Here is a 23327-nt window from a genome sequence, read left to right on the forward strand (position 1 = left end):
TTCGACTAATCAATTTCATTAAGTAGTCCCTTCTTTCAGAGTATCCGTATAAAAATATGATATACTATATGGAAGAATTTTTAAATTGAGGGGTTATTTATTTATGCTTCCAAACGATGATATTGTATCTCATGAAAAACGAATAGAAGAACTAGAAAATAAAGTACGTTTTTATGAAGAACTTGTAAAACAATTACCACATCATTTCACATACAAAAATCCACATATTGGTTTACAAATAAAGAAAACGAGAACGACTCATTCCATTCAAAACATACGAAAAGAAAATAAAGAGGATGATTTTCAACTTACTTGCGATTCATTATTTTTATTTGAACAACTTGAAACATACTTTGTTCATATTTTTGATGCTTTTTCACATCATGTAACCTTTGTTGATAGTAAAGGAAATATAACTTTATGTAATCAAGTTGCAGCAGATGATTTTGGTGTAGTACGAAATGATATAATTGGAAAACCAATTCAACAATTGCTACAATTACCAGAAGAAAAAATTAAAGCTCTTGAAACATTAAGAACGGGCATAGAAATATATAATGAAGAAGTTTTAGACAAAAACTATGGCATTATAAATAACCGCATTATTCGTGATTATAACGGAGAGATTTTTAGAGTTATTAGTGTCTTTCATTATTTAAACACAGAACGTGATGCAGAAAAATTTTCATTAGCAGGACGAATCGCAGCTGGTATTGCACATGAAGTACGTAATCCTCTTACAACCGTACGGGGTTATTTACAATTTTTACAAGAAAGTGTTTCTCCATCTAATAAAGAATTATTTAAAAACTTACTTATCCCTGAATTAGATCGTGCAAATAGTATTATTACAAAATTTTTATCTATTTCAAAAACACGTGAATTTACAAGGGAACCGTTTCCTATTAATACATTTTTACGGGAGTATATTCAACAGTTACTAGCTAGTGAAGTCTTTTTACACAACATTTCAATTGATTATAATTTTTCTACCGAATTAGATGATATATTAGTCCATATCGATCGTCACGAACTTGTGCAAGTTTTTTTAAACTTATTTCAGAACGCTGTCGATGCGCAAGGCGAAAAAAAACTTTCTATCCAAATCAGTAGTTATCGCCTAGATAATTTTGTCCGTATTACTTTCACTGATAATGGAATTGGTATTCCCACAGCCATTCAAGAATATATCTTTGATCCATTCTTCTCTACAAAAGATTCAGGCACAGGGCTGGGCTTGTCAGTAACGAAGAAAATCATGCAAAATCATAACGGGACATTAAAAATGACTAGTAATGAAAACGGGACAACTTTCACTATTTCAATTCCAATCTTACCTAAAACAGCCCTTGAAAAATTAAATCCATGCGAATAAAGGAATAACCCACGAACTGCATGCCAATTGTTCAACATTCTCAACAATTGGCATGCAGTTTTTTATGTTGCACTTTTTTTCTTTACATTATATAAAACCTTCTCTATATCTTACTTAGTTTTTTGCTAGGTGGGCCCATTTCTTATTTTTTTAGAAATGGTAGTTTGTCCATCACGAATTTAGTATAAATTTCATTTTAATATATAGTAATGACTATTGATTCTATGAAATAAAGGAAAAGTATTTTATGGGAATGATTGTTGTGAAGTCAGAGCTTGTAGTCATATTAACATTTCTAAGTCCGAACTTACAGAATTCATTAGACTTCTTCAAACTCTTGGCCAAGCTATTCAAGCTGTCTTTCAAAACCCTTCTCAAAATAATATCGATAACTTAATCACGGCCCTAAATAACTTACAAAAATTCCTCAATTGTTTAGATTTATCTCCAGCACAAAAACAAATTGGAAATTCTATTATTGCTAATCTATTAACTATTTTAAGAACAATACCCTTCTCATGCGGAGCATTGTACGTTGAGCTACAAAGCCTGCTCAATTATTTATTGTATATCGCTAAGTTATTCAAAGTAGATTGTTGTACAATCGACAAACTAGTTAAACTCATAACAGAAATCCAAACTATCCTAGTTCAATACGGATCAGGATGCCTTGGAGGAGGCGCAACAGAGGGGCTGCCTCAAGGTCCAGCGGATGCCCAAGGTGCTTACTGGACCTCAAGGACCAGCTGGCGCTCAAGGGGCTACGGGGGCTCAAGGTGCTACTGGCGCAACTGGACCAGCGGGTACTCCAATTCCTGTAACGATCGCTGCAATCGGAAACTCAAATCCACAAACTATATCCCCTGGAACAAACATCCAATTTAATCAAGTTTTTGAATTAACTAATATCTCTTTTAACGACACTTCAGATACTTTAACAATTTTAGAAACAGGCGTATATGATATTAGTTTCTCAGCTTCTACAACTTTCCCTGGATCTTCACCGTTTGGATTCGGAATTTCATTCAACGGTCAACCACCTACTCGTAATTTCTCAACTAAGGTTATCGGTAGTGCTGTTTCTTTCTCTACAATCGTTACTTTACAAGCTGGTACAACAATTTCTGTACAACCTACAGCAAATACTATTTCTATTCCTAACACAGGTGATACAACTGCAACACTATCAGTATTCCGAATTTACTAATTTCCACTCAATAAGCATATTTACAATAATATGTATCGTTTAACCGTGCATTAAATCTCTCTTTATATAGAAAGGAGCACTTATTTGGGAGGATAAGTGCTCCTTCTTTACGTTTCTTTACCTCAAATTTACTCTATCTTAATCCTCATTTTGTATGATAAATAGTGAAGTCAAAGATATGAAAGAGGGATGAAAATGAGAGTTATGTCACTAATACGCATTTGGTTTGCTCTTATGATATGCATTATTTTATGTGTAGGATTTTTTTTAACTCTAAAATATTCCACTATATCAAAAGCAGAGAGAAAAACCGTTCCATACAACCTTTTGTATACGAAACAAAATAACATCCCTTATTCCAATGCCACAAATAATGAAAAAAAAGTTATAAAAGGAATGCTCATTACGAAAGCTTCTAATTCCGAAGCATTACTTCAAATCGCTGAAACGATTAAAGATCAGTATACAAATAAAGAAATTGATGAAATTATACTCACTATCCACAATGAAAATAATGGTAATTACGAAGAAGAATTACCTTACGAACCTATTAGTAAAGGAAAGATAATCGTCACATATGATTCAAAATCCTTTGGCAGTACGAACATTATACTTAACGAGTAATAACTAGTAAGAGTAGAGGAAAATCTCCACCATTTAAAGTTTCATATTGTTTTTCATACGAAAAAGAGGCGAATTTCGTTATCCGCCTCTTTCTTTTACCAAAATGAAGGAATCCATTCTTTCACTTTATCAATCCACTCTTGTTGCTCTTGTTTTCGCTGTTGTTCCTCCTCTTTCCTTCTCTTCTCTTCTTCTTTTCTTCGTTTTTCCTCTTCTATTGTAGTCAATTGTTTTTTATAATCAGCCTCAGATATGAGCGATAACTGGAATGCTTTTTGAGCTGGATTGGCATTCGCTTTTTTCATAATATCCCGGAACATTGTCGTCGTAATTTGACTTCCCCCCGGAACATAATGATCACTATCTGTTTTATCATATCCTACCCAAATCGCACCTACTAAATCTGGTGTGTATCCAACAAACCATGAATCCTTTGCACCAGTGCTCGGTCCATTTACAATTTGAGTAGTTCCTGTCTTACCTGCCGTATCAACATTATAAACTTTCGCCTTTTCGCCCGTTCCCTTTTCAACAACACCTTTTAATAAATATGTCATCTTTTGAGCAATTTTCTCGCTCGTCACCCGTGTCTCTTTCTTATACCACTTTCCAATTGTTTCACCTTCAGCATTTTGTATCTCCCTAATCGCATGAGCTTCCACTTGAACACCGTCATTTGCAAATGTACTATACGCTTGAGCCATTACAAACGGAGAGGTTCCCACATGCATCCCGCCTAAAGCAATCGGATACGTACGATCTTCTGGCACTAATGGAATACCAAATCGCTCTAAAGATTTCAATCCTTTATCTAATCCGATTTGCTCCAATAGCCAAACTGCTGACACATTGTACGACTTTGCCACAGCTTCATACATTGTCACATCACCGTGAAAAGTATGATCACTATTTTGTGGTTTATATTCTTTAATATTAAATGGTTCATCTTTTAATATATCGTATACTTCATACCCTTCCTCTAACGCTGGTACATATACAGCCAGAGGCTTTAACGTTGAGCCCGGTTGTCTTTTTAATTGGGTTGCATGGTTAAACTGTAAAAACTGATACGGACCTCTACCTCCAACTAAAGCTGGTACACCACCTGTTTTTGGATTCATAAGAACTACACCCGTTTGCATAAGCTGTTCCGATCCATTATCTTTGAAATAGCTCTCATTATTCACAACGTCTTCCACAGCCTGTTGTTTTTTCGGATCAAGCTCTGTATAAATACGATAACCACCCGCTAAAATTTCATTTTGTGTTAATTCGTACTTGTCCATCGCTTCCCTAACAATATAGTCTACATATTGAGAGTATTTCCCCTTGTATTTATCATCCACACCACGTTTTAATACAAGGCCGCTCTCTTTTTCTTTATTATACTGTTCGTCAGAAATATATCCTTGCTCTTTCATTAAACTTAATACGACATTACGTCGTTCGATTGACTTATTAAAGTTTTTATAAGGCGAATACGCAGACGGCGCTTTAATCAAGCCTGCAATCGTTGCAGCTTCTGAAACTGTTAAATCTTTTACATCTTTATCAAAATAAGATTTAGCTGCCCTTTTTATCCCCCAAGCACCTTCACCAAAATAAATTTGATTCATATACATTTCAATAATTTCATCTTTCGTATACGTACGCTCTATTTTTTTTGTTAAAAAATATTCCTTTATTTTTCGAGAGTATGTGCGATCTTGTGTCAGAAATACATTTTTCGCAAGTTGTTGTGTAATTGTACTTCCCCCTGCTACAACTTCTCCTGCTGTAATATTTTTAAAAACTGCACTTATAATTCCACTATAGTAAATACCGTGATGGTTAAAAAATTCCTTATCTTCTACTGCAACAATTGCCTGTACCATAATATCAGGAATATCTTTCCTTTTAACACCTTCTGTTTTAGAAGAAGCTAATTTAGTCGCAACTTCATTATTTGCATCATAAATTAAGGTTGGTTGCGGAACAGCTTGTTTTAATTCAGATATGTCTTGAATAGAAATTATTATATTTATAGCAATAAATAGAGTAGCAAGTAAACTTCCTAATACAATTAATGAATTACGAAGTTTCTTCCTCTTGTTGAACCACTCCCGCATGTTTTTTAAGTGAGTGTTCTTCAATTTCATTCGTTCACTTCCTTCGTTTGTTTACACTCTTCTTTTCAAAAGGAAGAATATACCTCCTTTTAAATTTATTATAATAACGTAGTCTTTCCTGTAGTGTAAAGCTTTTCTTTCACATTCATACTTTTTGCAAGAAAAGGACATTCTACAAGTAAGATATTCAATATTGATTATTAATATTATTAATACAACAATAAGAGTTATGTTAAGTTTTTGTAAACTTTTCGATAAAATGTTTTAAAAAACGACAGTTTTTTGTTAGAATTGACTAGCCAATATATTTTACATATATTACTTTTGTGGGGGTAACTAATAATGGTCTTTAAATCAAAAAAAGATAAATTTTCTGAAATGTTAATGAACGTTTCTGAAAATTTAAAAGAAGGCGCGCAGTTTTTCGTGGAGTATAAAATTAAAAATGCTAGCGATTTAAAAGAGTTTTCTATGCGCATGAAAGAGTATGAGTCAAAAGGTGACTCATTTATTCACGAAATCATTATGGAGCTAAACAAAGCGTTTATTACTCCTATTGAACGTGAGGACATCCTACAACTTGCAATGAGTATGGATGATGTATTAGACGGATTAGATCATAGTGCTGGTCTATTCGAAATGTATTCTATTACAGAAGCTGATGAATACATGATTAAATTCGTTGAAGCAATTAATCAATGTGCGATTGAGATTGCAAATTCTGTTGAACTACTGTCTAAAAAGAAGTTAGTCGACATTCGTACGAACGCGATTAAAATTAAGGATTACGAATCACAATGTGATGATATTCGCCGTCATGCGATTAAGCACTTATTCTCTCGTGAGAAAGATCCGATTAAGATTATTCAATACAAAGAGATTTACGAAGAGCTTGAAGAAGTAGCGGATAGCTGCCAAAGCGTTGCAAACGTATTAGAAACAATTATTATGAAGAACGCGTAAGGAGTTTGATCATGGATACACTCTTGATACTGACCGTTTTAGTAGTCATTTGCGCCTTAGCTTTTGACTTTATCAATGGATTTCACGATACAGCAAACGCTATTGCAACGGCTGTTTCAACGAAAGCTCTAAAGCCTAGACATGCAATTATTATGGCAGCTATTATGAACTTTTTAGGTGCGATGACATTTACAGGTGTAGCAAAAACGATTACAAAAGATATCGTTGATCCATTTGCCTTGCAAAATGGTTCTCTTGTAATTTTAGCTGCTTTACTTGCGGCAATAGCTTGGAATTTAATTACTTGGTACTACGGTATTCCAAGTAGTTCTTCGCATGCAATCATTGGCTCAATCGCAGGTGCAGCTATCGCTGCTGCTGGTATTAGCTCTTTAAATCTTAAAGGGTTCATAAAAATTCTTGAAGCTTTAATCATTTCACCGATTATCGCTTTTGTTATTGGTTATATCGTATACAGTATTTTTAAAGTGGTCTTTAAAAACTTTAACTTAACGAAAACGAACAAAAACTTCCGTATATTCCAGATCTTCACTGCAGCATTACAAGCTTATACACATGGTACAAATGATGCACAAAAAGCAATGGGAATCATTACGATGGCTCTTATGGCCAATAACTATCATACTTCTGACGACATCCCGTTCTGGGTACAATTATCTTGTGCAATCGCAATGGGTCTTGGTACTTCTGTCGGCGGATGGAAAATTATTAAAACTGTCGGTGGACAAATTATGAAAATTCGTCCTGTAAATGGGGTAGCTGCTGATTTATCATCATCACTGGTTATTTTCGGCGCAACATTCATTCACTTACCAGTTAGTACAACGCACGTTATCTCTTCTTCTATTTTAGGGGTTGGTGCTTCACATCGTGTGAAAGGTGTAAAATGGGGAACTGCAAAACGCATGTTAATTACATGGGTTATTACACTTCCTATTTCAGCTTCGTTAGCTGCATTATTTTACTCTTTATTACACTTAATCTTTTAATTAAAAGTCGTCTTCCTTATTTTTCTAGGAAGACGACTTTTTTGTGAACAAACCTTTTTCTTATTAAAAAGCGTGTATAATAATTGGTGGATAAGTTATATAGAGGAGTTGGCAATTTTGGAATACATCATGTTACTTTTCATCGGGCTAATCGCCGGGACAGTCGGGAGTCTAGTCGGGCTTGGTGGCGGAATTATTATTGTTCCGTTATTAATCGGATTACACAGCCTATCACCACAACTTGCAGTAGGAACTTCAATGGTAACAGTCGTTTTTACAGGACTATCTTCCACCCTTACTTATATGAAACATAAACGAGTAGATTACAAAAGTGGACTTATTTTATTTATAGGGAGTGGCCCTGGTGGTATCATCGGCTCGTGGGCAAACAAATTTTTAAACCAAGATACATTTTCTTTATATTTTGGGATTTTCCTTATTTTCGTCTCCATTCTTCTTATGTTACGAGACAAATTAAACCCTCTTTCTTTATCAAATATGACAGTAATTAAGCGTTCTTTTACAGATAACGAAGGAAACACTGTACACTATCAATTCCCACCGCTTCTCGCTATATTTATCGCCTTTATAGTTGGTTTTATATCTGGGTTATTTGGAATTGGCGGCGGTGCCTTACTTGTTCCAGCAATGATGCTACTTTTTGCATTCCCAGCACATATTGCTGTAGCAACTTCGATGTTTATCGTATTTCTATCAGCCATTGTAAGTTCTGCAACTCACATCTCTCTTGGAAATGTCAGCTGGATTTATGCATTAATTCTTATTCCTGGTGCATGGATTGGCGGAAAAATCGGGGCTTATATTAATACAAAATTAAGTGGTAAGGCCGTAATTAATTTATTACGTATCACATTAATTATTCTCGGAACTAGATTAATCATTACTTCTTTTTTATAACGCGTTCTTTTTAGAATGCGTTTTTTCTTATACACATGAATATAAAAATCCTCCTAAGAGAACAAATAAAATTAAACAAACACTTAATAACATATAATTGGAAATATGTACTTTCTTCAAGTTGACCACTCCTATAACTGCGACTGTTATCTTTATGATAGCGAAAAAATAATTTACTTGCAGTTACAAAGTGCTAACAATGCAAAATCATTTATTACAAATTTTATCCTTATATTTCATTTCTTTGTATATTCTATCGGTTTAATAAAAAAGATGTCATATTGACATCTTTTTTAATGAAGAAGTGACCATCCCATAAAATCCTCATGTACTTGGCACGCCCTCTTATCGTTTCGATCATATAATTCAGCATAACTATCTGTTTCTTCATCATAAGCCATCGTATAAATAATTTGGCCGTCTACTTCAACGGATAACACGACTCCACCTTTCATCTCTTCTACATGAATGATAGCATTCGCCGGAATTCTCATATCCGTCATTTTTATCGCATCTAACAATATACTAAACCCCCTACAGCGTATTCATTGCTAGTACTATTACACACTAAATAGTATACTACTGTAATAGCATATATTTCGTCAATGAAATTGCTGTTTAAAAGCATATTGTCTTTATACATATACGCTAAAATAAAAGAAATAGAAATGTTTAAATGGGGGGCTAACATTGATTCTACACAAAGGAGATGTACTATTCCGTCAAGGCGAGGACGGTCCTTTATATTTTATAAAAACAGGTTTATTAAAAGTAGTACGGATAGAAGAAGATGGAACACCATTTCTATTCAACATTATCGTTCCAGGTGAAACGATACCTCATCATTCTTTAATTTCACCGAAGGAATATCACGGTACAGCAATCGCTTTAATGAAAACAGAAGTTGAACCTATAATTAGTAATGAATGGTACGATCAACTTCAGGCAAACCCTGCATCATATGCAAATATTGCTATGCAACTACAATCAAAATTAAGAATGATGCAACAGCGTATCGATCAATTGACAACCGTCTCTCCGAAAGAACGTCTACATCGTTTACAAGAGTGGTTCACACTATATTTAGGTGACATTCCTATATATGAAATATTAACACAAACTGAAATCGGTCAACTCATAGGTATACGCCGTGAAACAGTAAATCGGCTATTACGAGAACAAATAAAAAACGAGGTAAAATAATACCTCGTTTTTTGCTTATTTCAAACCTCATCTATTGTAAGCTTGCTGCTGGACCGAAAAACTCATAGTGAATATGCTCTTGTTTCACACCTAAATCAGTTAGTGCAGCATTTATATGCTTCATAAATGGTACAGGACCACAGAAATAAAATGCTGCTTCAGTTGTCGGAATAATCGTTTGTAACCATTCAGCTTCAATGAAACCTTCTTTATCAAAGTTCTTCATTTCCAAATCTTTTTCAGTTGGTGCAGAATAGCAAGTATACGCTTTAACTTGTTCGTATTCATTATCTACTGCCTCAACGTGTTCTTTCATTGCATGTGTATTACTATTTATCGCTGCATGGACAAAACATACATTACGTTTTGAATCTTGTTCAATTAAAGTATTTAGCATACTCATCATTGGTGTAATACCTACTCCACCACTAATTAATACAACTGGTAATGTTGAATCCATATTTAATATGAAATCTCCTGCTGGTGCACTTACTGGTAACATATCCCCTTCTTCCACATGATCATGTAAGTAATTAGATACTTTACCGTCCGGTGTATCTACACCTTTTTCTTTCTTTACACTAATACGATAATAGTCTTTTCCTGGAGCATCTGATAAGCTATATTGACGATTATGTGTATATGTTTCACCTTCTATATTTATTTGAATCGTTACATATTGTCCTGGGATGAATGAAGAAACTTTCCCGCCATCTTCAGGTTTTAAATAAAATGATGTAATAACGTCGCTTTCCTTCACTTTTTTAACAACCACAAAGTTACGGAAATCTTTCCATCCACCTTCTTTATGTGCTGCTTCTTCATACATCTCTGCTTCAATGCTAATGAATGCATCAGCAATGACACCATATGCTTCTCCCCATGCATTTAAAACTTCATCAGGTGCACCTGCGACCTCTTTAATTGCACGTAGTAAACATGTACCTACAATTGGGTAATGCTCCGCTTTAATACCTAAACTTCTATGCTTATGACCAATTTGTTTTACAACTGGAATAATAGCTTCTAAATTATCAATATACGTTGCCGCTGCATAAACAGCATTCGCTAACGCTTGTTGTTGTCTTCCCTTTTTCTGATTTGTATGGTTGAAAATATTCAATAACTCCGGATGTTCCGAAAATAAAATTTCATAAAATCTCGTTGTAATTTCAACGCCTTTTTCTTGTAATAATGGTACTGTTGACTTTACAATTTCAATTGTTTTTTCACTTAACATTGTATCCCACTCCTCTATTTCCTTAACTGTTTTTAGTTTAACTGAATTGTATAATACAGATTGTGATTTTAATCACTATTAACACGGTGTTTTTGTGAAAAATATATGAACATTGTACTTACAAAAGAAAATAAGCCAACTAGAATTCTAGCTAGCTTATTATTTGGACTGTATAGCTTGTTCAATTACCCTTATATCTTTCCCATCTCCAAATTCTGTATACCCCCAGATGTTCGTTTCACCTCTATATTTATTTACTATAATATCTAAGTCATGGTATACACGATGTGCATAAACTACATACTCAATATTTTGAAGTTCCACACCTTTTTTTACAATTTCATAGCTTCTATTTACATCACGTTTTATTTTTTCATTCTTTATTTCTTTATGTATATTTTTTAAAGACGATTCTTGTTGTTGAAACCATTGTTTCAATTGGTTCCAGTCCCCTTCTGTATAATTCTCTGCTTTACCATAATTTAAGAAATTATTATAACTTTCATGTGTCGTACGAATAAAATCAAGCACTTTTGTCTCTTCTTGTACATCTTCTACTTGAGCTATTGTATTTACCTCAGCAGGCTTATTCGCATAATGTAACAGTACTTTCATAAGGCTATAGCTCGCAATGATCATTACGATAATAATCCCGAATACCCTTAACAATTTCTTCATATACAGAACTCCTTCTCTACTAAAGATATTACAAAATATGACTATACTTGTAACATTCTCTCGTAAAAATATAATTCCTGTATAAACCATTCCTATCATTTCGACAATATTTTTCTATACATTTCTCCTTGGCAAATGTTCTTGTAAAACAATATATCCTTCATAAGCTGTGTAACCGAGTATAGCCATTAATCCGATATAACAAGCAAATACTGTCCATTTCGTTTTCGTATCCACTTTGTAATAGTTTTCCTGTTGTCTCTTTTCTGCATCCCATTCCTGTAATTTTTTTTCTGACATTTCAAATGCTTCTCTTATATGAATTGTATATGTTTCTTTTTCATCTTCATATGGGACGTAATCAAGTGGCTCAAACTTTGGTAAAAGATACTCTAACACTTCAATCCTTTGAAGTTCTCCTGTTTTTAATTCTTTCTCTCGTTCTTTTTGTCTTAATATATTTATTTCATGTTGCATCATATAAATATTCCGATGCACTGCACCTGTTTCTTTTAACTCCTCTTCAAGCCTTGCAACATATTCTTTCATTCCATCAATTCTATATCCTAATTCCTTAATTGGCTCATCTCTCTTTATTACTCTATATAATTCCATACAGCCGATAATAAAAATAAATCCTCCCAAAATACTTTTAAAGTAAATGGAATAACCGAGCAATACAATAAGGCCCGCTCCCCAAATCTTTGTACTTACAACTGAGATAATTCGTCCACCATCTAATGGAGAAACCGGAATCAAGTTAAAGAAGTTAATCATACTTCCAAGTAAAATAATTAATGCCCAAAATGGCTCTTTCGTTATTATATAAAGTGGAATCGCAGGTAAAAATGACAACAATCCGAAAAGAGGTCCCATGAAGGCGATGTAAGCCTCATCTTTTGCATTTTTCGGCATCTCTTTCATCCCAATAAGAGCGCCCATAAATGGAATAAATATTGCTGGCGATGTTGGTATCCCCTTTCTTTTCGCAGCCCATAAATGGCCCATTTCATGAATAAACAATAAATAAATGAGCGCTACCCCAAATTTCCAACCATATATAACTGCGTATGCACCAAGCGATAGAAACATACTAAATACCGTTGAAAACTTTGCTAATTTAAAAATTGCAAAGACCCACTTTAACTTAGAAAGTAAAAATAACCCTATTGCAACAATAATTCCCCATAACCCTTTTCTATTATTTTTCATATTCCTCTCCTTTATCTCTCATTAATGATTCATATTCATGAAAGCTTGTTCTTTTCTCTATTATGACATATTTTTTTCTATCGTTAGAAATAATGTTTATTTAATCCATTTTTAGCCAAAAATATAAATACAAGGAGGTGTATACAGATGAATTTGCAATCTCTCATAATAGGCGCTCTATCGTTTTTAGCTTCAACTCTTATTTTTTATACCGTTAGCTACGTATTATTATTAGATTTGTTGCCCAATCACGTATTTATTGCTCTTATCATCCTTTCCGCTCTTATGATTTCTTTTCTTATTACACGCAAATCAATGAATGAGCCATCTGCAAAAGCAAAGTAATAGAGAGGGGTGTTTTCCCCCTCTCTATTATCATTTCCTAGGAAAGGCCATATAGACTTTACAAATTATCTTCACTCCGATCCGTAAGGGCTGATTATAGTTTCACTTTATCTTTGTAAATTCATTTTTTCACCATACTCTTTAACAATTTGAATGATATTTTGAAAAACACCTATTTTTTCTTTTTTACTATTCAATATTTTCAAATCATAATTTTCATAATATGTTTCTAATGACTTTAGTTGTGATTCTGAAGCATCTTTTACCTGCACAGTAGCATGCAATTCATACTGTTTATACCCTTCCTTTACCTTTTCACCTGAAATTTTTTCACTCTCTTTTGTTCCAATTAATTTTTGAACTTTTTCCGGATAAATGACTTGCAAATAATATTCTCGTTCCTTCTCTAACTTGTTGTATAGTGATTGTGAAATCGTATACCGTACCGTATAATTCACTTTTTGATCGCCTGCTTTAATATGAAACGCGGTAATTTGCAAATCTTTTTTTGTTACTTCCGTTAAAGGGCCTACCTGCATCTCATCTTCTTTTTGTTCTGAAGCATTTGGAAATATAGCCAACAGCTTTTCCGTATCTTTTTTATCCAACATATACATATCTGTCTTATGTTGTACCCAACCTCGTCTGTCTTCTCCTCTTAGCCATGCATAATATGTTTCTTTTTTTCCATCTCTACTAATTTGTATTTCATATTCCGGTTCACCAAAACTACCTGTTACTTCTTGTTTTTCCGCTTTATCTATAATGTCTATTACTAACTTCGCGTCTAATTCCTGTAACTTTTTCTCTTTATGTTTTTTTTGTATAACGGTTACCCCTATTGTTTCTTTCACTTCATTCACCGTCTCTTCTACTTTTTCTGTTTCTTTTTTTGGCTCTGTTTGACTACAAGATGCTAGTAACATAGCAAATAACAACAATACATATTTCCTTTTCAACTTAATCCTCCCTTTACAATAAGAAATCCTTATAATCTTCATACAAAAAACAAAAACGTGACACACTATAAAATACGCTATACTAAGCATTGAAAGGAGGTCTTTTTCATGTCCATTAATTTTTATGATGCAAATAATAAATACACATACGCACAGAGAAACGCCCATATTTCTTGGGGAGAAATGATAAAAAGTATTACAAATATACAAAACAAACAAATAATTGATATCGGCTGTGGTGGCGGAATTTATACGAAAGAACTTGCTCTTATGGGAGCAAAAAGTGTTGTTGGACTGGATTTTTCCAAAGAAATATTACAAGCTGCAAAAGAAAATTGTAACGGCTTTTCAAACATTTCATTCATTAACGGCGATGCGCATAGCGTCCCATCTCCTAATGATACATTCGACATTGTTATTTCGCGCGCAGTGATTCATCATTTACACGACATTCCTACATTTCTACGTGAAGCTTCTCGTATATTAAAGAAAAACGGTGTACTTATTGTACAAGACCGAACCATCGAAGATTGCACAATTCCTGGAAGCCCCGAACACATCCGTGGATATTTTTTCTCTATCTTTCCAAAACTCATTGAAATTGAATCAAAAAGACGTCCAAAAACCGACACGATACAACAAGAATTACAAAAATATTTTCTTCACGTGTTCCCCACTCAAACACAATGGGAAGTACGAAAAATACATGATTCTGTAGAAGCATTGCTACAAGATTTATCACCTCGAACAGGTCGATCCATTCTATACGAATTAACAGATTATGAACTTTCTCAACTTCTACAACAAGTACAGACTGCCTTGCAAAACGTCTCTCCTATTATCGAAAGAGATCGGTGGACAATTTGGAGCGCTATGAAATTGTAAGGAAGGAAGCCTCACAAAATAATGTGAGGCTTCCTTCTTTCATAATCTAATTTTGCAACACTCTTGATATCCTCCACTTCTGGCCTGTGCACTTCCACACTTCGGACATACTAAATATCTAGACTGATTTGTCAACAAACTACCTTTTTGAAAGAGTAAAACTTCTGCTTGTTTAAACGAACGCGAATAATATAACCACATAAAACCAATTATAGCAATAATGCCAAATAATACTCCCATCGCAAGCATTTCAGTCACCTCTTTTGGTTTGTTCTTTCCAGCAAGTGGATTGTTGTATTATTCTCTGTAAATTCAAACAATACCTTCTTTACTCCTATAAATATCAACTTTCTCCACAAATTTTACAATTCTCTACAAAATTTTACTCCCATTTTACAATTCACCATTCCCTTTACCGCAACAAATATCTCATTCGATATTTCTGGATATAAATATATCTTTCAAAAAAATATTGACTTTCAAAAAAAAACATGCAACAATACTGTCAGAATACTTGAATAAAAATTCATTGACGAGAACGAGTACGTTATAGGACTGTCCCCCAGAGAGTTGGCGATTTGCTGAAAGCCAACGTTCAGTGCGTAGCCGAAAATCATCTCCGAGAAGTAGAACCGAATGTTACAGTAAGTTCTTACCGGCTGTCCCCCGTTACAAGGAACACGTATCATGTTGTACGTTGTAAAGCCGTATACATATAGACTAATTTCTACATGTATAAATTAGGGTGGTATCGCGGGTAAATATAACTCGTCCCTTTCTTTAGGGACGAGTTTTTTGTGTTCTTACAAATGAATTTAAAAAAGGAGGAAAAACAATGAACACTGTATCAAAAAAACATATTTTTTCCACAGGTCTTATGCTATTTTCTTTATTTTTTGGGGCAGGTAATTTAATTTTCCCTCCCATGCTTGGACAAAATGCAGGTGAAAACTTTTGGCCGGCAATGATTGGATTTTTACTAACAGGAGTCGGTTTACCATTATTAACTGTTATTGCAATTTCTTTATCAGGAAACGGCATGCAACAACTCGCAAGTCATGTTCACCCATTATTCGGAATTTTCTTTACTGTAGTTGTGTACATCGCAATCGGTCCTTCTATGGGAATTCCACGCGTTGCAAATGTCGCTTATGAAATGGGCGTGAGTTCTTTCTTACCCGAAACAATTCGCTCTAGTAACCTAGCACTATTTGTATACACGGTCATCTTCTTCACTATCGTATTTTGGCTTAGTTTAAATCCATCTAAACTTGTCGATCGCATCGGAAATATTTTAACACCTATTTTATTACTCTCTATTTTCTTATTATTTGTTAAAAGTGTATTTACACCGCTCGGGCAATCAGGACCAGCAATGCAAGAGTATCAAACTTCTCCAATCTTCAAAGGCTTTATGGAAGGATACTTAACGATGGATACCATTTCTGCGCTTGCATTTGGAATTATCGTTGTAAATGCCATTCGTTCTAAAGGTGTGAAGGATCGTAAATCCATTGCCATCGCGACAGCGAAAGCAGGACTTATTGCCGCTACCGGTCTCGTACTTGTATATGGTGCACTTGGCTGGCTCGGTGCAACTAGCGTCTCTCTCGGATATGCAAAAAATGGCGGACAATTACTTACTGTTATCGTACAGCAATTATTCGGTCCATATGGTCTACTTCTATTATCTCTAATCGTTACACTCGCTTGCTTAACAACATGTGTTGGACTTGTATCTGCATGTAGTCAATACTTCTCAACATTATTGACTAAATTTTCATATAAAACGTTCGCTAGCATCATTTGCGCATTAGGATTATTAGTTGCCAACTTAGGTTTAACAAAAATTATTGCTATCTCAGTTCCAATTCTACTTGTTGTATATCCAGTTGCAATTGTACTCGTTCTACTATCGTTACTTCATAAATATTTCGGTGGATATCGCTCTGTTTATGTAGGTGCTTTAATTGGAGCAGCAATCGTAAGCGTATTTGATGGATTAAAACAAGGTGGTATTTCAGTTTCATTTATCACACCATATTTTGAATTTATCCCTTTATATAAGGAAGGAATAGGCTGGTTAATACCAGCCTTAGCCGGAGCTCTCATCGGCCTTACAATCGCTAAACTAAGCGGTGCGAAAAAAGTGCCCTTACTAACCGAACCTCGTGAAGTAAAAGCATCCTAAAAAAACTCCCGCAAGGGAGTTTTTTTACATTTGATAAGCAGTATGATTAAAACTACTTATTTTATACGCTTTCGTATAATAGTCGATATTTGTATCCACTGTTTCTACTTTGACAACATCATAGCAATCTTCTTGCTTTACTAAAAATAAATAGTACTCTTCTGTCGCCTCAACAATTGCAATTTTATCTGTTTCAACATTATATTGTTCACAAAGCGCTTGTAATGCGTTCACATAATCCCCTAATTTTTTAGACTTATCCATACCAAATATAGTTTGAACTAACATATACATTCTCCCCTTTGTATGTACTGTTAACAACTTAATGATAACGCTTACATTTATTGACGTCAATAAAAAGATTTGGTGTGAACTAATAATCAGCAAGGGCGCTCTATCCCCTTGCTGATTTACGTTTTACTTTATTATTTTGTCAATTGGTGTCTAAATGCATAAATAACCGCCTGTGTCCGGTCACTTACATTTAGCTTATTTAATATATTACTCACATGTGTCTTTACTGTTTTGAGGGCAATAAACAATTCATCTGCAATCTCTTGATTACTTTTCCCCTCTGCAATTAATAACAAAATTTCAGACTCTCTTTCTGTTAACTCCTCATGCAAAGGTTGTTCTTTCTTCTGACGCATACGAGACATCATTTTACCAGTAACTTTTGGCTCTAATACCGTTTCTCCATCATAAGTAGCTCGTACAGCGTCTGCTATATCACTTGCTCTTGATGTTTTTAATAAATAACTTGTCGCTCCAGCCTCAATAACAGGGTACAATTTCTCATCATCTAAAAAGCTCGTTACAACTACAATTTTCGCTTCTGGCCATTCCTGAATAATAGCACGTGTTGCTTCAACCCCATCCATCTCGTCCATGACAAGATCCATCAAAATAATATCTGGTCTTAATTGCAGTGCTAACTCTGAACCTTTTCTTCCATTTTCAGCTTCTCCAACTACTTCTATATCTGGCTGCGTTGATAAATATGCTGATACACCCATTCGAACCATTTCATGATCATCGACAAGTAACACTTTTATCATGATTCTCCCCCTCTCTCAATCATAATCGGTACTTTTACTTCTATTTGCGTCCCTTTAGCCGGGAAACTAAGTACTTTTAATGTCCCACCAATCTCATGAACACGCTCTTGCATTGATCTTAAACCATATGAACCAGCCTTATTCACTCCGACTTCAAATCCAACGCCATCATCAATAATTTTTAGAATTGCATATTGATCAATTTTCCGAAGACGTACTTCCGTTTTCTTAGCTTTCGCATGTCGTAAAGTATTGGATAAAGCTTCTTGCACAATACGAAATAAATGATCTTCTACACCTTTTTTCAATTCTATTGGCTCGATTAGCCATTCAATTTTCATATGTTGCTTTCGCGATAATTCCGTTAATAATTCCTCTATACCTTGTGTCAGTTTCTTACCTTCTAATTGTACAGGCCGTAAATGAAGAAGCAATGCTCTCATTTCTGACTGCGCATTTACAACCATATTTTCAACGAGCTGCAACTGCTTTTTCGTCATTTCTGGAATTTCAGCTACTTGTTCATTAATAGCCGACATCATCATCGACATTGCAAAAAGCTGCTGACTTACAGAATCATGCAGCTCTCTCGCCAATCGATGCCTTTCCTGAGATATCGCTTCTTGTCTCATCTCTTCATTCCAATGAGCTCGTTCATTCGTTACTTTTTGAAAGAGTCCAGCTTGCTCCTCTAATCGACGAGCAAGACCGATTACTTTTCGTTCCACTTCATGAAATTCATCATCTGCAGTAAACGAAACATCACTCGGAAAATTCCCTCGCTCTACTTCAAATAGAAAAGTATTTAATCCTTGTATACGCTGCTCTATATAGTAACCGATTGCATACCCTACAATTCCCCCGATAAGTAAACTTGTAGTCATAATAAACAAGCCAATTGGAACAGAAGCGATGGATTCTTTCCATAATAAATCATAAACTTGTTGCTCACTTTTCCATACATATACAATTGTACAAATAAGCGCGATACTAACTGAGGACAACATAGAGTAACGAATATACATCCACGAAATATTTTTTTGTTTCTTCATTATACTTTCCTCACTTCCGTATCGCCTACGACAAGCGAAGAAATAATTTTTATACGACGAGGAGCTTCTTTATACTGCTCTGTTCTAAATGTAACATTGCGATTAAACCCCGTTTCCTCATGTCCTGGCAGGAGCACACGTCCGACAATAACAGAATGATTTAATGACAGTTCAATATCATACGGCACATATAAACGAATATTCCCTACTACACCTCTAATAACAATTACCGTTTCTCCTTCTGGAATCATGGCAGTTGTTAAATCTATTTCAACATCACAAGCACCATATTGAACATTAATATCCTCAAGTTCATAAATATGATCCATCATTCGTACATTACCTACAAACATATTTTTCAAGTATGGTTCTGTACGATATATTTGCTTCTCTTCATCTATAATCCCTTTTTCTTTAATTTCAACCTTCATTGCTTTTTGCTGGTGCCCTTGCTGAATCAATTGATAACCAATTAAAGCTAAACAAGCAAATACGACAAGAACAAATGCTGCTGATGAAAATAAGAAGAATAAAAATACGATACCACCAACAAATAAAAATACATTTCCCCGTACGTAACGATTCTTTTTACGATAATACCTTCCAAACATAAGCATAATAAATGCAAAAATGAGACCACCTGGTTCAAAATGTCCAAGTATCATATCAAGAAAAAGACCGAATCCAAATATGATGAGGAGCATCCCCATTAATTGTGTTTTTGAAAATTGTTTCTTCATTTCAGCTCCCCCCTTCTTGTTACATATACATAGAAGAAAAGGCATTGCTTTCCAACACCTTTTCTCCTATCACTATATCATAAGCCTGTTTTATAATATACTACTATTATTTTGTTAACTCTTTCGTTAACAATACATCATTCTTTTCTTTCATTTCACGCTCAAGCTTTGCAATCTTCATATCAAATGTATCACGTTCATGCTCCTCATTTATACGAGTTTCTAAGTCACGAATATGATCATCAATTTCTTCAAAACGTAAGAATGGATTGTTTTCATCCATTTTATGCATCGCTGTATTCATACGACGATTTGCATGTGCCATATTTTCACGTGCCATTAGTTCCATGCGCTTTGCGTGCATTTCTTTTAATTTGTTTTTCATTTCAGAAAGACGACGCTCTAATTCATCGATTTGCTCTACAACACCTGCATACATTTCTTCTAATCGAGTTACTTGCCCTTCATAATAAGCTACTTCTTCTAATGCACGTTCGTGTAACTGTAATTCGCCTGCTTCTTGAGCGATGATAGCTTGCTTTGATCTTTTATTAACGAAATAACGTGCTTGCTCAAGCTCACGAGCGAAATTAGATTTTAATGTTTTATGACGCTGAATTAACTTCTCAATTTTTGTTGTTTCACGCTCACTATCGCGTAAATATTGGTTTAACATAGCGATTGGATTTTTTCTTTCTTTCTCATCTAACACATTATGAAAATCTGCTAAAATTGCATCGCGTACACGTCCGAATAAAGATTGTTTCATTATAATCTTCCTCTCTTCTACTTTATAAATTTGATTTGGTTTTTATTAGTTTTTCATTAACTTGTTCCACTCATCTTCAAAGTTGCTATATGATTTAGAACTTTCTGGAGCAGAATCAACAACTACATCTTTTTCTTTTTTCCACTCACGGTATCCGTAGTATAAAACTACTAATGCTGCGATACCGATTAGTGCTGGGGAATGAGAAAGTGCAATGGATAAACCGATTAAACCAACAATACCCCAAGCTAACTTTCCAAAAAATGATTGTGCTCGCACAAATGATTTATAGCTCCAGTACACAACTCCTGCTCCGATTGCGAATCCTACAATACCAGCAAGACTACCAAGAGCAATTAAAGCCAAAATACCGGCCGCGATAAACGCTAGAAATTGTTTCATCTTGTGCTTGCCTCCCTTCGATTTGATACTCTTATCTTAACTATTTTTTCATCTTTCCATAACGAGCTTAAGAACCGTTTTCGACTCAGACTTAAGACCGAGTTGCATTCAGCCTTTTGTAAAAACATATGGTAGGAGTAGGAACATTCGCCCTTTTATCGCATATAAAAAGCCGTACAGAGAATATTCTCTGTACGGCTTTCGTTACGATTCATAAACTTCATTTTAATTACGCTGTTTTATGATACTCTTTCTTTCCCGCCACTTTAGAAAACCTCGGGAAACCAATTAATATAGAAATGATTCCACATACTCCAACTAAGATCGGATAAAACGCATATGGTAACAATTCAATCGGAGATAACGCCGCAAATCCTGCTGCTGTTAACATTTGCGCGCCGTACGGTATTAATCCTTGCACACAACATGAGAAAAGATCTAATACACTCGCTGATTTACGTGGATCAATTTCATACTGATCTGCAATGTTTTTCGCAAGTGGACCTGTAAAGATAATAGAAATCGTATTATTGGCTGTACACATATTCGTCATACCTACTAAACCAGCAATACCAAACTCTGCTCCTTTTTTAGAACGAATATTACGTGTTAAAATATTCATTAAATATTGGATGCCACCATTATATTGAATCAGTTCGACCATACCGCCAATTAAAATAGCCAGTAATACTAACTCCATCATACCGCCCATTCCAGTCGTTACACTTTTAAAGAAACTCTCTAACGTGTAACTGCCATCTAAAAGACCGATAACGCCAGATAGTACCGTTCCACCAGTTAATACAATAAGTACATTCCAGCCAAGTAACGCTGTAATCAGTACTCCTGCATACGGTAAAATCTTTATCCAGTCAAAGCTATGCGCTTTAACTTGCGTATCGCTTCCTAAAGTAAGTATTACTAACAGTACAATTGTAATAATAGCTGCTGGTAATACAATTAAAAAGTTCGTTTTAAACTTATCTTTCATTTCTGTTCCTTGTGAGCGTACTGCTGCGATTGTTGTATCTGAAATAAATGATAAATTATCACCAAACATCGCCCCGCCAACAACAGTAGCCATCGTAAGTGCAATGGAGATATCAGTTTGCCCACTAATCCCTACAGCAATTGGTGCTAATGCAGCTATTGTTCCCATTGAAGTTCCCATCGCTAATGAAATAAATGCACCTATAACAAAAATTCCAGCCACGATAAACCCTTGCGGTAAAATGGATAACGCTAAGTTAACTGTAGAATCAACGCCGCCCATCCCTTTTGCTGTTTCAGAAAACGCTCCTGCCAGTACAAAAATCAGAACCATAATCATAATATCTGGGTTCCCTGCACCTTTAGCAAATCGTTCTACTTTTACATTAAAGCTTTCTTTACGATTCATTGCTAAAGCGACTCCTACAGCAATTGAAATTGCTACAAGTATCGGCAATTTATAGAAATCACCTGTAATAATTCCAGAACCAATAAATAGCGCCAAAAATATCCCAAGTGGTAATAAAGCCAAACCATTTCCTCTCGTTTCTTTCAAAGTACCATCTCTCCCTAGTTTCAACCTTTTTCTAATAAATAACAAAAGACCTCTTCCAATGAGAAGAGGTCTTATACATGTATAAGAAACGCTCTTCTCATCTTTCAAGCACATGCTTGCTGGATTTGGCACAGCACTCTGAAATCGAGTCCGCTGCCGAGGCATCGTAGGGCCAGTCCCTCCGCCTCTCTTTATAAGAAGGTTTCATATTTATTTTTTAATAGTAATTTCTTCCCTAACTTTACTCGCTTACAAAACAAAAGTCAATTATTTTTTGTATAGATTTTTTTGGTAATTATGCAAAAATTTGAATACAACAATCATTTTAACTTTTTGATTTCTTCTTCCAATATTGAAATCCAATAAAATTCACTATTTTTTATTGCATCTATTATCCATTTCGTGGTGTACCAAGCTAACTCATACTCTTCTTTTGTAACATTGCCACTTTTATAAGCATCCTCTAGCTCATCTTCATCTAGTACATACACCTTACCGTTCGGTAATAATACTACATCTAAATATAAATCATCAAAATACGGTAAACCACGGTCGTCAATTTTATATTCTTTTGCCACATCGATGTAATATTGCACTAATTTTTTCTGATCATCTAACATAGCTGTAATCGCAAAGTTTTTCCCTTTTATGAAATATTGAATCCACGTATATTGATTCCCTGCAATACAAAGTTCTTTACCATCATATTCTTTACAACTAGGCTCTCTAACTTTTTTTATTTCCAGTATTCCTAGCATTCCTTCTTCTACTCGCTTAACCGTATAATCCTTCTCTAGTAGTCGCTTCCACGAAGAACCGTCACCATATTTACGTTTCATTAC

At 34.7% G+C, this 23327-nt stretch carries 24 protein-coding genes, 1 pseudogene, 1 riboswitch and 1 other annotated feature; of the genes and pseudogenes, 10 read left to right on the forward strand and 15 right to left on the reverse strand.

Annotation, left to right across the window (positions count from 1 at the left end; translation table 11 throughout):
• Positions 1-103 precede the first annotated feature (103 nt).
• The 3 genes and pseudogenes from ACTFOB_RS14110 to ACTFOB_RS14120 all read left to right on the forward strand — a co-directional run bounded on the left by ACTFOB_RS14110 (position 104) and on the right by ACTFOB_RS14120 (position 3206).
• Entirely contained in the window at positions 104-1375 is a 1272-nt protein-coding gene (locus ACTFOB_RS14110; protein ID WP_440025216.1) for an ATP-binding protein, read from the forward strand.
• Positions 1376-1603: 228 nt separating this feature from the next.
• A pseudogene (locus ACTFOB_RS14115) lies at positions 1604-2582 on the forward strand (Gly-Xaa-Xaa repeat protein); the annotation flags it as partial.
• Between the two features lie 195 nt (positions 2583-2777).
• A complete protein-coding gene (locus ACTFOB_RS14120; protein ID WP_440025217.1) occupies positions 2778-3206 on the forward strand; it encodes a hypothetical protein in 429 nt (142 codons plus the stop codon).
• A gap of 95 nt (positions 3207-3301) precedes the next feature.
• Here ACTFOB_RS14120 and ACTFOB_RS14125 read toward each other — a convergent pair whose 3' ends face one another.
• Positions 3302-5344, reverse strand: coding sequence for a transglycosylase domain-containing protein (locus ACTFOB_RS14125; protein WP_440025218.1), 2043 nt, complete (start codon positions 5342-5344; stop codon positions 3302-3304).
• A 312-nt stretch (positions 5345-5656) separates the two neighbouring features.
• On the opposite strand from ACTFOB_RS14125, the gene ACTFOB_RS14130 reads away from it, so the two are divergent.
• From ACTFOB_RS14130 to ACTFOB_RS14140, 3 genes are all read left to right on the forward strand, one after another.
• On the forward strand, positions 5657-6277 hold the full coding sequence (locus tag ACTFOB_RS14130) for a DUF47 domain-containing protein (RefSeq protein ID WP_000231446.1): 621 nt from the start codon (positions 5657-5659) through the stop codon (positions 6275-6277).
• A gap of 11 nt (positions 6278-6288) precedes the next feature.
• On the forward strand, positions 6289-7287 hold the full coding sequence (locus tag ACTFOB_RS14135) for an inorganic phosphate transporter (RefSeq protein WP_151631111.1): 999 nt from the start codon (positions 6289-6291) through the stop codon (positions 7285-7287).
• Positions 7288-7404: 117 nt separating this feature from the next.
• Positions 7405-8205: a sulfite exporter TauE/SafE family protein gene (locus ACTFOB_RS14140; protein WP_000455763.1), complete on the forward strand. Its 801-nt coding sequence runs from the start codon at positions 7405-7407 to the stop codon at positions 8203-8205.
• Between the two features lie 293 nt (positions 8206-8498).
• Here the strand turns inward: ACTFOB_RS14140 and ACTFOB_RS14145 are convergent, their stop codons facing one another.
• Positions 8499-8726: a hypothetical protein gene (locus ACTFOB_RS14145; protein ID WP_000882907.1), complete on the reverse strand. Its 228-nt coding sequence runs from the start codon at positions 8724-8726 to the stop codon at positions 8499-8501.
• A gap of 169 nt (positions 8727-8895) precedes the next feature.
• On the opposite strand from ACTFOB_RS14145, the gene ACTFOB_RS14150 reads away from it, so the two are divergent.
• Positions 8896-9408, forward strand: a complete 513-nt coding sequence (locus ACTFOB_RS14150) for a Crp/Fnr family transcriptional regulator (protein ID WP_000600574.1) — start codon at positions 8896-8898, stop codon at positions 9406-9408.
• Between the two features lie 31 nt (positions 9409-9439).
• Here ACTFOB_RS14150 and hmpA read toward each other — a convergent pair whose 3' ends face one another.
• The 3 genes from hmpA to ACTFOB_RS14165 form a co-directional block, all read right to left on the reverse strand.
• Positions 9440-10648: an NO-inducible flavohemoprotein gene (hmpA, locus tag ACTFOB_RS14155; RefSeq protein WP_440025220.1), complete on the reverse strand. Its 1209-nt coding sequence runs from the start codon at positions 10646-10648 to the stop codon at positions 9440-9442.
• Positions 10649-10807: 159 nt separating this feature from the next.
• Positions 10808-11326, reverse strand: coding sequence for a hypothetical protein (locus ACTFOB_RS14160; protein WP_440025221.1), 519 nt, complete (start codon positions 11324-11326; stop codon positions 10808-10810).
• A 114-nt stretch (positions 11327-11440) separates the two neighbouring features.
• On the reverse strand, positions 11441-12538 hold the full coding sequence (locus ACTFOB_RS14165) for a site-2 protease family protein (RefSeq protein ID WP_440025222.1): 1098 nt from the start codon (positions 12536-12538) through the stop codon (positions 11441-11443).
• 147 nt (positions 12539-12685) lie between these two features.
• On the opposite strand from ACTFOB_RS14165, the gene ACTFOB_RS14170 reads away from it, so the two are divergent.
• Complete coding sequence (locus tag ACTFOB_RS14170; protein ID WP_001053353.1) at positions 12686-12883, forward strand: hypothetical protein; 198 nt, start codon at positions 12686-12688, stop codon at positions 12881-12883.
• A gap of 107 nt (positions 12884-12990) precedes the next feature.
• Here ACTFOB_RS14170 and ACTFOB_RS14175 read toward each other — a convergent pair whose 3' ends face one another.
• Positions 12991-13842 carry a hypothetical protein gene (locus tag ACTFOB_RS14175; RefSeq protein WP_440025223.1) on the reverse strand — a complete coding sequence of 284 codons (852 nt, stop codon included), beginning with the start codon at positions 13840-13842 and terminating at the stop codon, positions 12991-12993.
• Positions 13843-13950: 108 nt separating this feature from the next.
• Between ACTFOB_RS14175 and ACTFOB_RS14180 the strand changes: the two genes are divergently transcribed.
• Positions 13951-14727: a class I SAM-dependent methyltransferase gene (locus ACTFOB_RS14180; RefSeq protein ID WP_440025224.1), complete on the forward strand. Its 777-nt coding sequence runs from the start codon at positions 13951-13953 to the stop codon at positions 14725-14727.
• A gap of 39 nt (positions 14728-14766) precedes the next feature.
• On the opposite strand, the gene ACTFOB_RS14185 is transcribed toward ACTFOB_RS14180, so the two are convergent.
• Positions 14767-14976 carry a hypothetical protein gene (locus tag ACTFOB_RS14185; RefSeq protein ID WP_000880630.1) on the reverse strand — a complete coding sequence of 70 codons (210 nt, stop codon included), beginning with the start codon at positions 14974-14976 and terminating at the stop codon, positions 14767-14769.
• Positions 14977-15247: 271 nt separating this feature from the next.
• Positions 15248-15506 (forward strand) — a binding site (T-box leader).
• Between the two features lie 56 nt (positions 15507-15562).
• Here ACTFOB_RS14185 and brnQ3 point away from each other — a divergent pair.
• A complete protein-coding gene (gene brnQ3, locus ACTFOB_RS14190) occupies positions 15563-16918 on the forward strand; it encodes a branched-chain amino acid transport system II carrier protein BrnQ3 (RefSeq protein WP_440025225.1) in 1356 nt (451 codons plus the stop codon).
• A 24-nt stretch (positions 16919-16942) separates the two neighbouring features.
• On the opposite strand, the gene ACTFOB_RS14195 is transcribed toward brnQ3, so the two are convergent.
• The 8 genes from ACTFOB_RS14195 to ACTFOB_RS14230 form a co-directional block, all read right to left on the reverse strand.
• Positions 16943-17281 (reverse strand): DUF3922 domain-containing protein, encoded by a 339-nt coding sequence (locus tag ACTFOB_RS14195; protein WP_151631118.1) that lies wholly within the window; start codon positions 17279-17281, stop codon positions 16943-16945.
• Positions 17282-17343: 62 nt separating this feature from the next.
• Positions 17344-17976 carry a response regulator gene (locus ACTFOB_RS14200; protein WP_000598709.1) on the reverse strand — a complete coding sequence of 211 codons (633 nt, stop codon included), beginning with the start codon at positions 17974-17976 and terminating at the stop codon, positions 17344-17346.
• Positions 17973-19028 carry a histidine kinase gene (locus tag ACTFOB_RS14205; RefSeq protein ID WP_440025226.1) on the reverse strand — a complete coding sequence of 352 codons (1056 nt, stop codon included), beginning with the start codon at positions 19026-19028 and terminating at the stop codon, positions 17973-17975. The genes ACTFOB_RS14200 and ACTFOB_RS14205 overlap by 4 nt, the downstream gene beginning before the upstream one ends.
• Positions 19028-19768, reverse strand: coding sequence for a cell wall-active antibiotics response protein LiaF (gene liaF / locus ACTFOB_RS14210; RefSeq protein ID WP_440025227.1), 741 nt, complete (start codon positions 19766-19768; stop codon positions 19028-19030). The genes ACTFOB_RS14205 and liaF overlap by 1 nt, the downstream gene beginning before the upstream one ends.
• 106 nt (positions 19769-19874) lie before the next feature.
• Positions 19875-20537, reverse strand: coding sequence for a PspA/IM30 family protein (locus ACTFOB_RS14215; RefSeq protein WP_440025228.1), 663 nt, complete (start codon positions 20535-20537; stop codon positions 19875-19877).
• A gap of 45 nt (positions 20538-20582) precedes the next feature.
• Complete coding sequence (locus ACTFOB_RS14220; RefSeq protein WP_440025230.1) at positions 20583-20939, reverse strand: lmo0954 family membrane protein; 357 nt, start codon at positions 20937-20939, stop codon at positions 20583-20585.
• Between the two features lie 229 nt (positions 20940-21168).
• Positions 21169-22485, reverse strand: coding sequence for a Na+/H+ antiporter NhaC family protein (locus ACTFOB_RS14225; protein WP_440025231.1), 1317 nt, complete (start codon positions 22483-22485; stop codon positions 21169-21171).
• A 94-nt stretch (positions 22486-22579) separates the two neighbouring features.
• Positions 22580-22685: riboswitch (SAM riboswitch) on the reverse strand.
• Between the two features lie 120 nt (positions 22686-22805).
• On the reverse strand, positions 22806-23324 hold the full coding sequence (locus tag ACTFOB_RS14230) for a DUF402 domain-containing protein (protein WP_440025232.1): 519 nt from the start codon (positions 23322-23324) through the stop codon (positions 22806-22808).
• Between the last annotated feature and the right edge of the window lie 3 nt (positions 23325-23327).

The organism is Bacillus cereus group sp. MYBK79-1, from assembly GCF_051915365.1.
Lineage (GTDB): Bacteria > Bacillota > Bacilli > Bacillales > Bacillaceae_G > Bacillus_A.

Bases quoted from the DNA above. Each gene is read 5' to 3' on its own strand.
- ACTFOB_RS14110 (WP_440025216.1), top strand. From the start codon at position 104: ATGCTTCCAAACGATGATATTGTATCTCATGAAAAACGAATAGAAGAA.
- ACTFOB_RS14120 (WP_440025217.1), top strand. From the start codon at position 2,778: ATGAGAGTTATGTCACTAATACGCATTTGGTTTGCTCTTATGATATGC.
- ACTFOB_RS14125 (WP_440025218.1), bottom strand. From the start codon at position 5,344: ATGAAATTGAAGAACACTCACTTAAAAAACATGCGGGAGTGGTTCAAC.
- ACTFOB_RS14130 (WP_000231446.1), top strand. From the start codon at position 5,657: ATGGTCTTTAAATCAAAAAAAGATAAATTTTCTGAAATGTTAATGAAC.
- ACTFOB_RS14135 (WP_151631111.1), top strand. From the start codon at position 6,289: ATGGATACACTCTTGATACTGACCGTTTTAGTAGTCATTTGCGCCTTA.
- hmpA (WP_440025220.1), bottom strand. From the start codon at position 10,648: ATGTTAAGTGAAAAAACAATTGAAATTGTAAAGTCAACAGTACCATTA.
- ACTFOB_RS14160 (WP_440025221.1), bottom strand. From the start codon at position 11,326: ATGAAGAAATTGTTAAGGGTATTCGGGATTATTATCGTAATGATCATT.
- ACTFOB_RS14165 (WP_440025222.1), bottom strand. From the start codon at position 12,538: ATGAAAAATAATAGAAAAGGGTTATGGGGAATTATTGTTGCAATAGGG.
- ACTFOB_RS14170 (WP_001053353.1), top strand. From the start codon at position 12,686: ATGAATTTGCAATCTCTCATAATAGGCGCTCTATCGTTTTTAGCTTCA.
- ACTFOB_RS14180 (WP_440025224.1), top strand. From the start codon at position 13,951: ATGTCCATTAATTTTTATGATGCAAATAATAAATACACATACGCACAG.
- ACTFOB_RS14185 (WP_000880630.1), bottom strand. From the start codon at position 14,976: ATGCTTGCGATGGGAGTATTATTTGGCATTATTGCTATAATTGGTTTT.
- brnQ3 (WP_440025225.1), top strand. From the start codon at position 15,563: ATGAACACTGTATCAAAAAAACATATTTTTTCCACAGGTCTTATGCTA.
- ACTFOB_RS14200 (WP_000598709.1), bottom strand. From the start codon at position 17,976: ATGATAAAAGTGTTACTTGTCGATGATCATGAAATGGTTCGAATGGGT.
- ACTFOB_RS14205 (WP_440025226.1), bottom strand. From the start codon at position 19,028: ATGAAGAAACAAAAAAATATTTCGTGGATGTATATTCGTTACTCTATG.
- liaF (WP_440025227.1), bottom strand. From the start codon at position 19,768: ATGAAGAAACAATTTTCAAAAACACAATTAATGGGGATGCTCCTCATC.
- ACTFOB_RS14215 (WP_440025228.1), bottom strand. From the start codon at position 20,537: ATGAAACAATCTTTATTCGGACGTGTACGCGATGCAATTTTAGCAGAT.
- ACTFOB_RS14220 (WP_440025230.1), bottom strand. From the start codon at position 20,939: ATGAAACAATTTCTAGCGTTTATCGCGGCCGGTATTTTGGCTTTAATT.
- ACTFOB_RS14230 (WP_440025232.1), bottom strand. From the start codon at position 23,324: ATGAAACGTAAATATGGTGACGGTTCTTCGTGGAAGCGACTACTAGAG.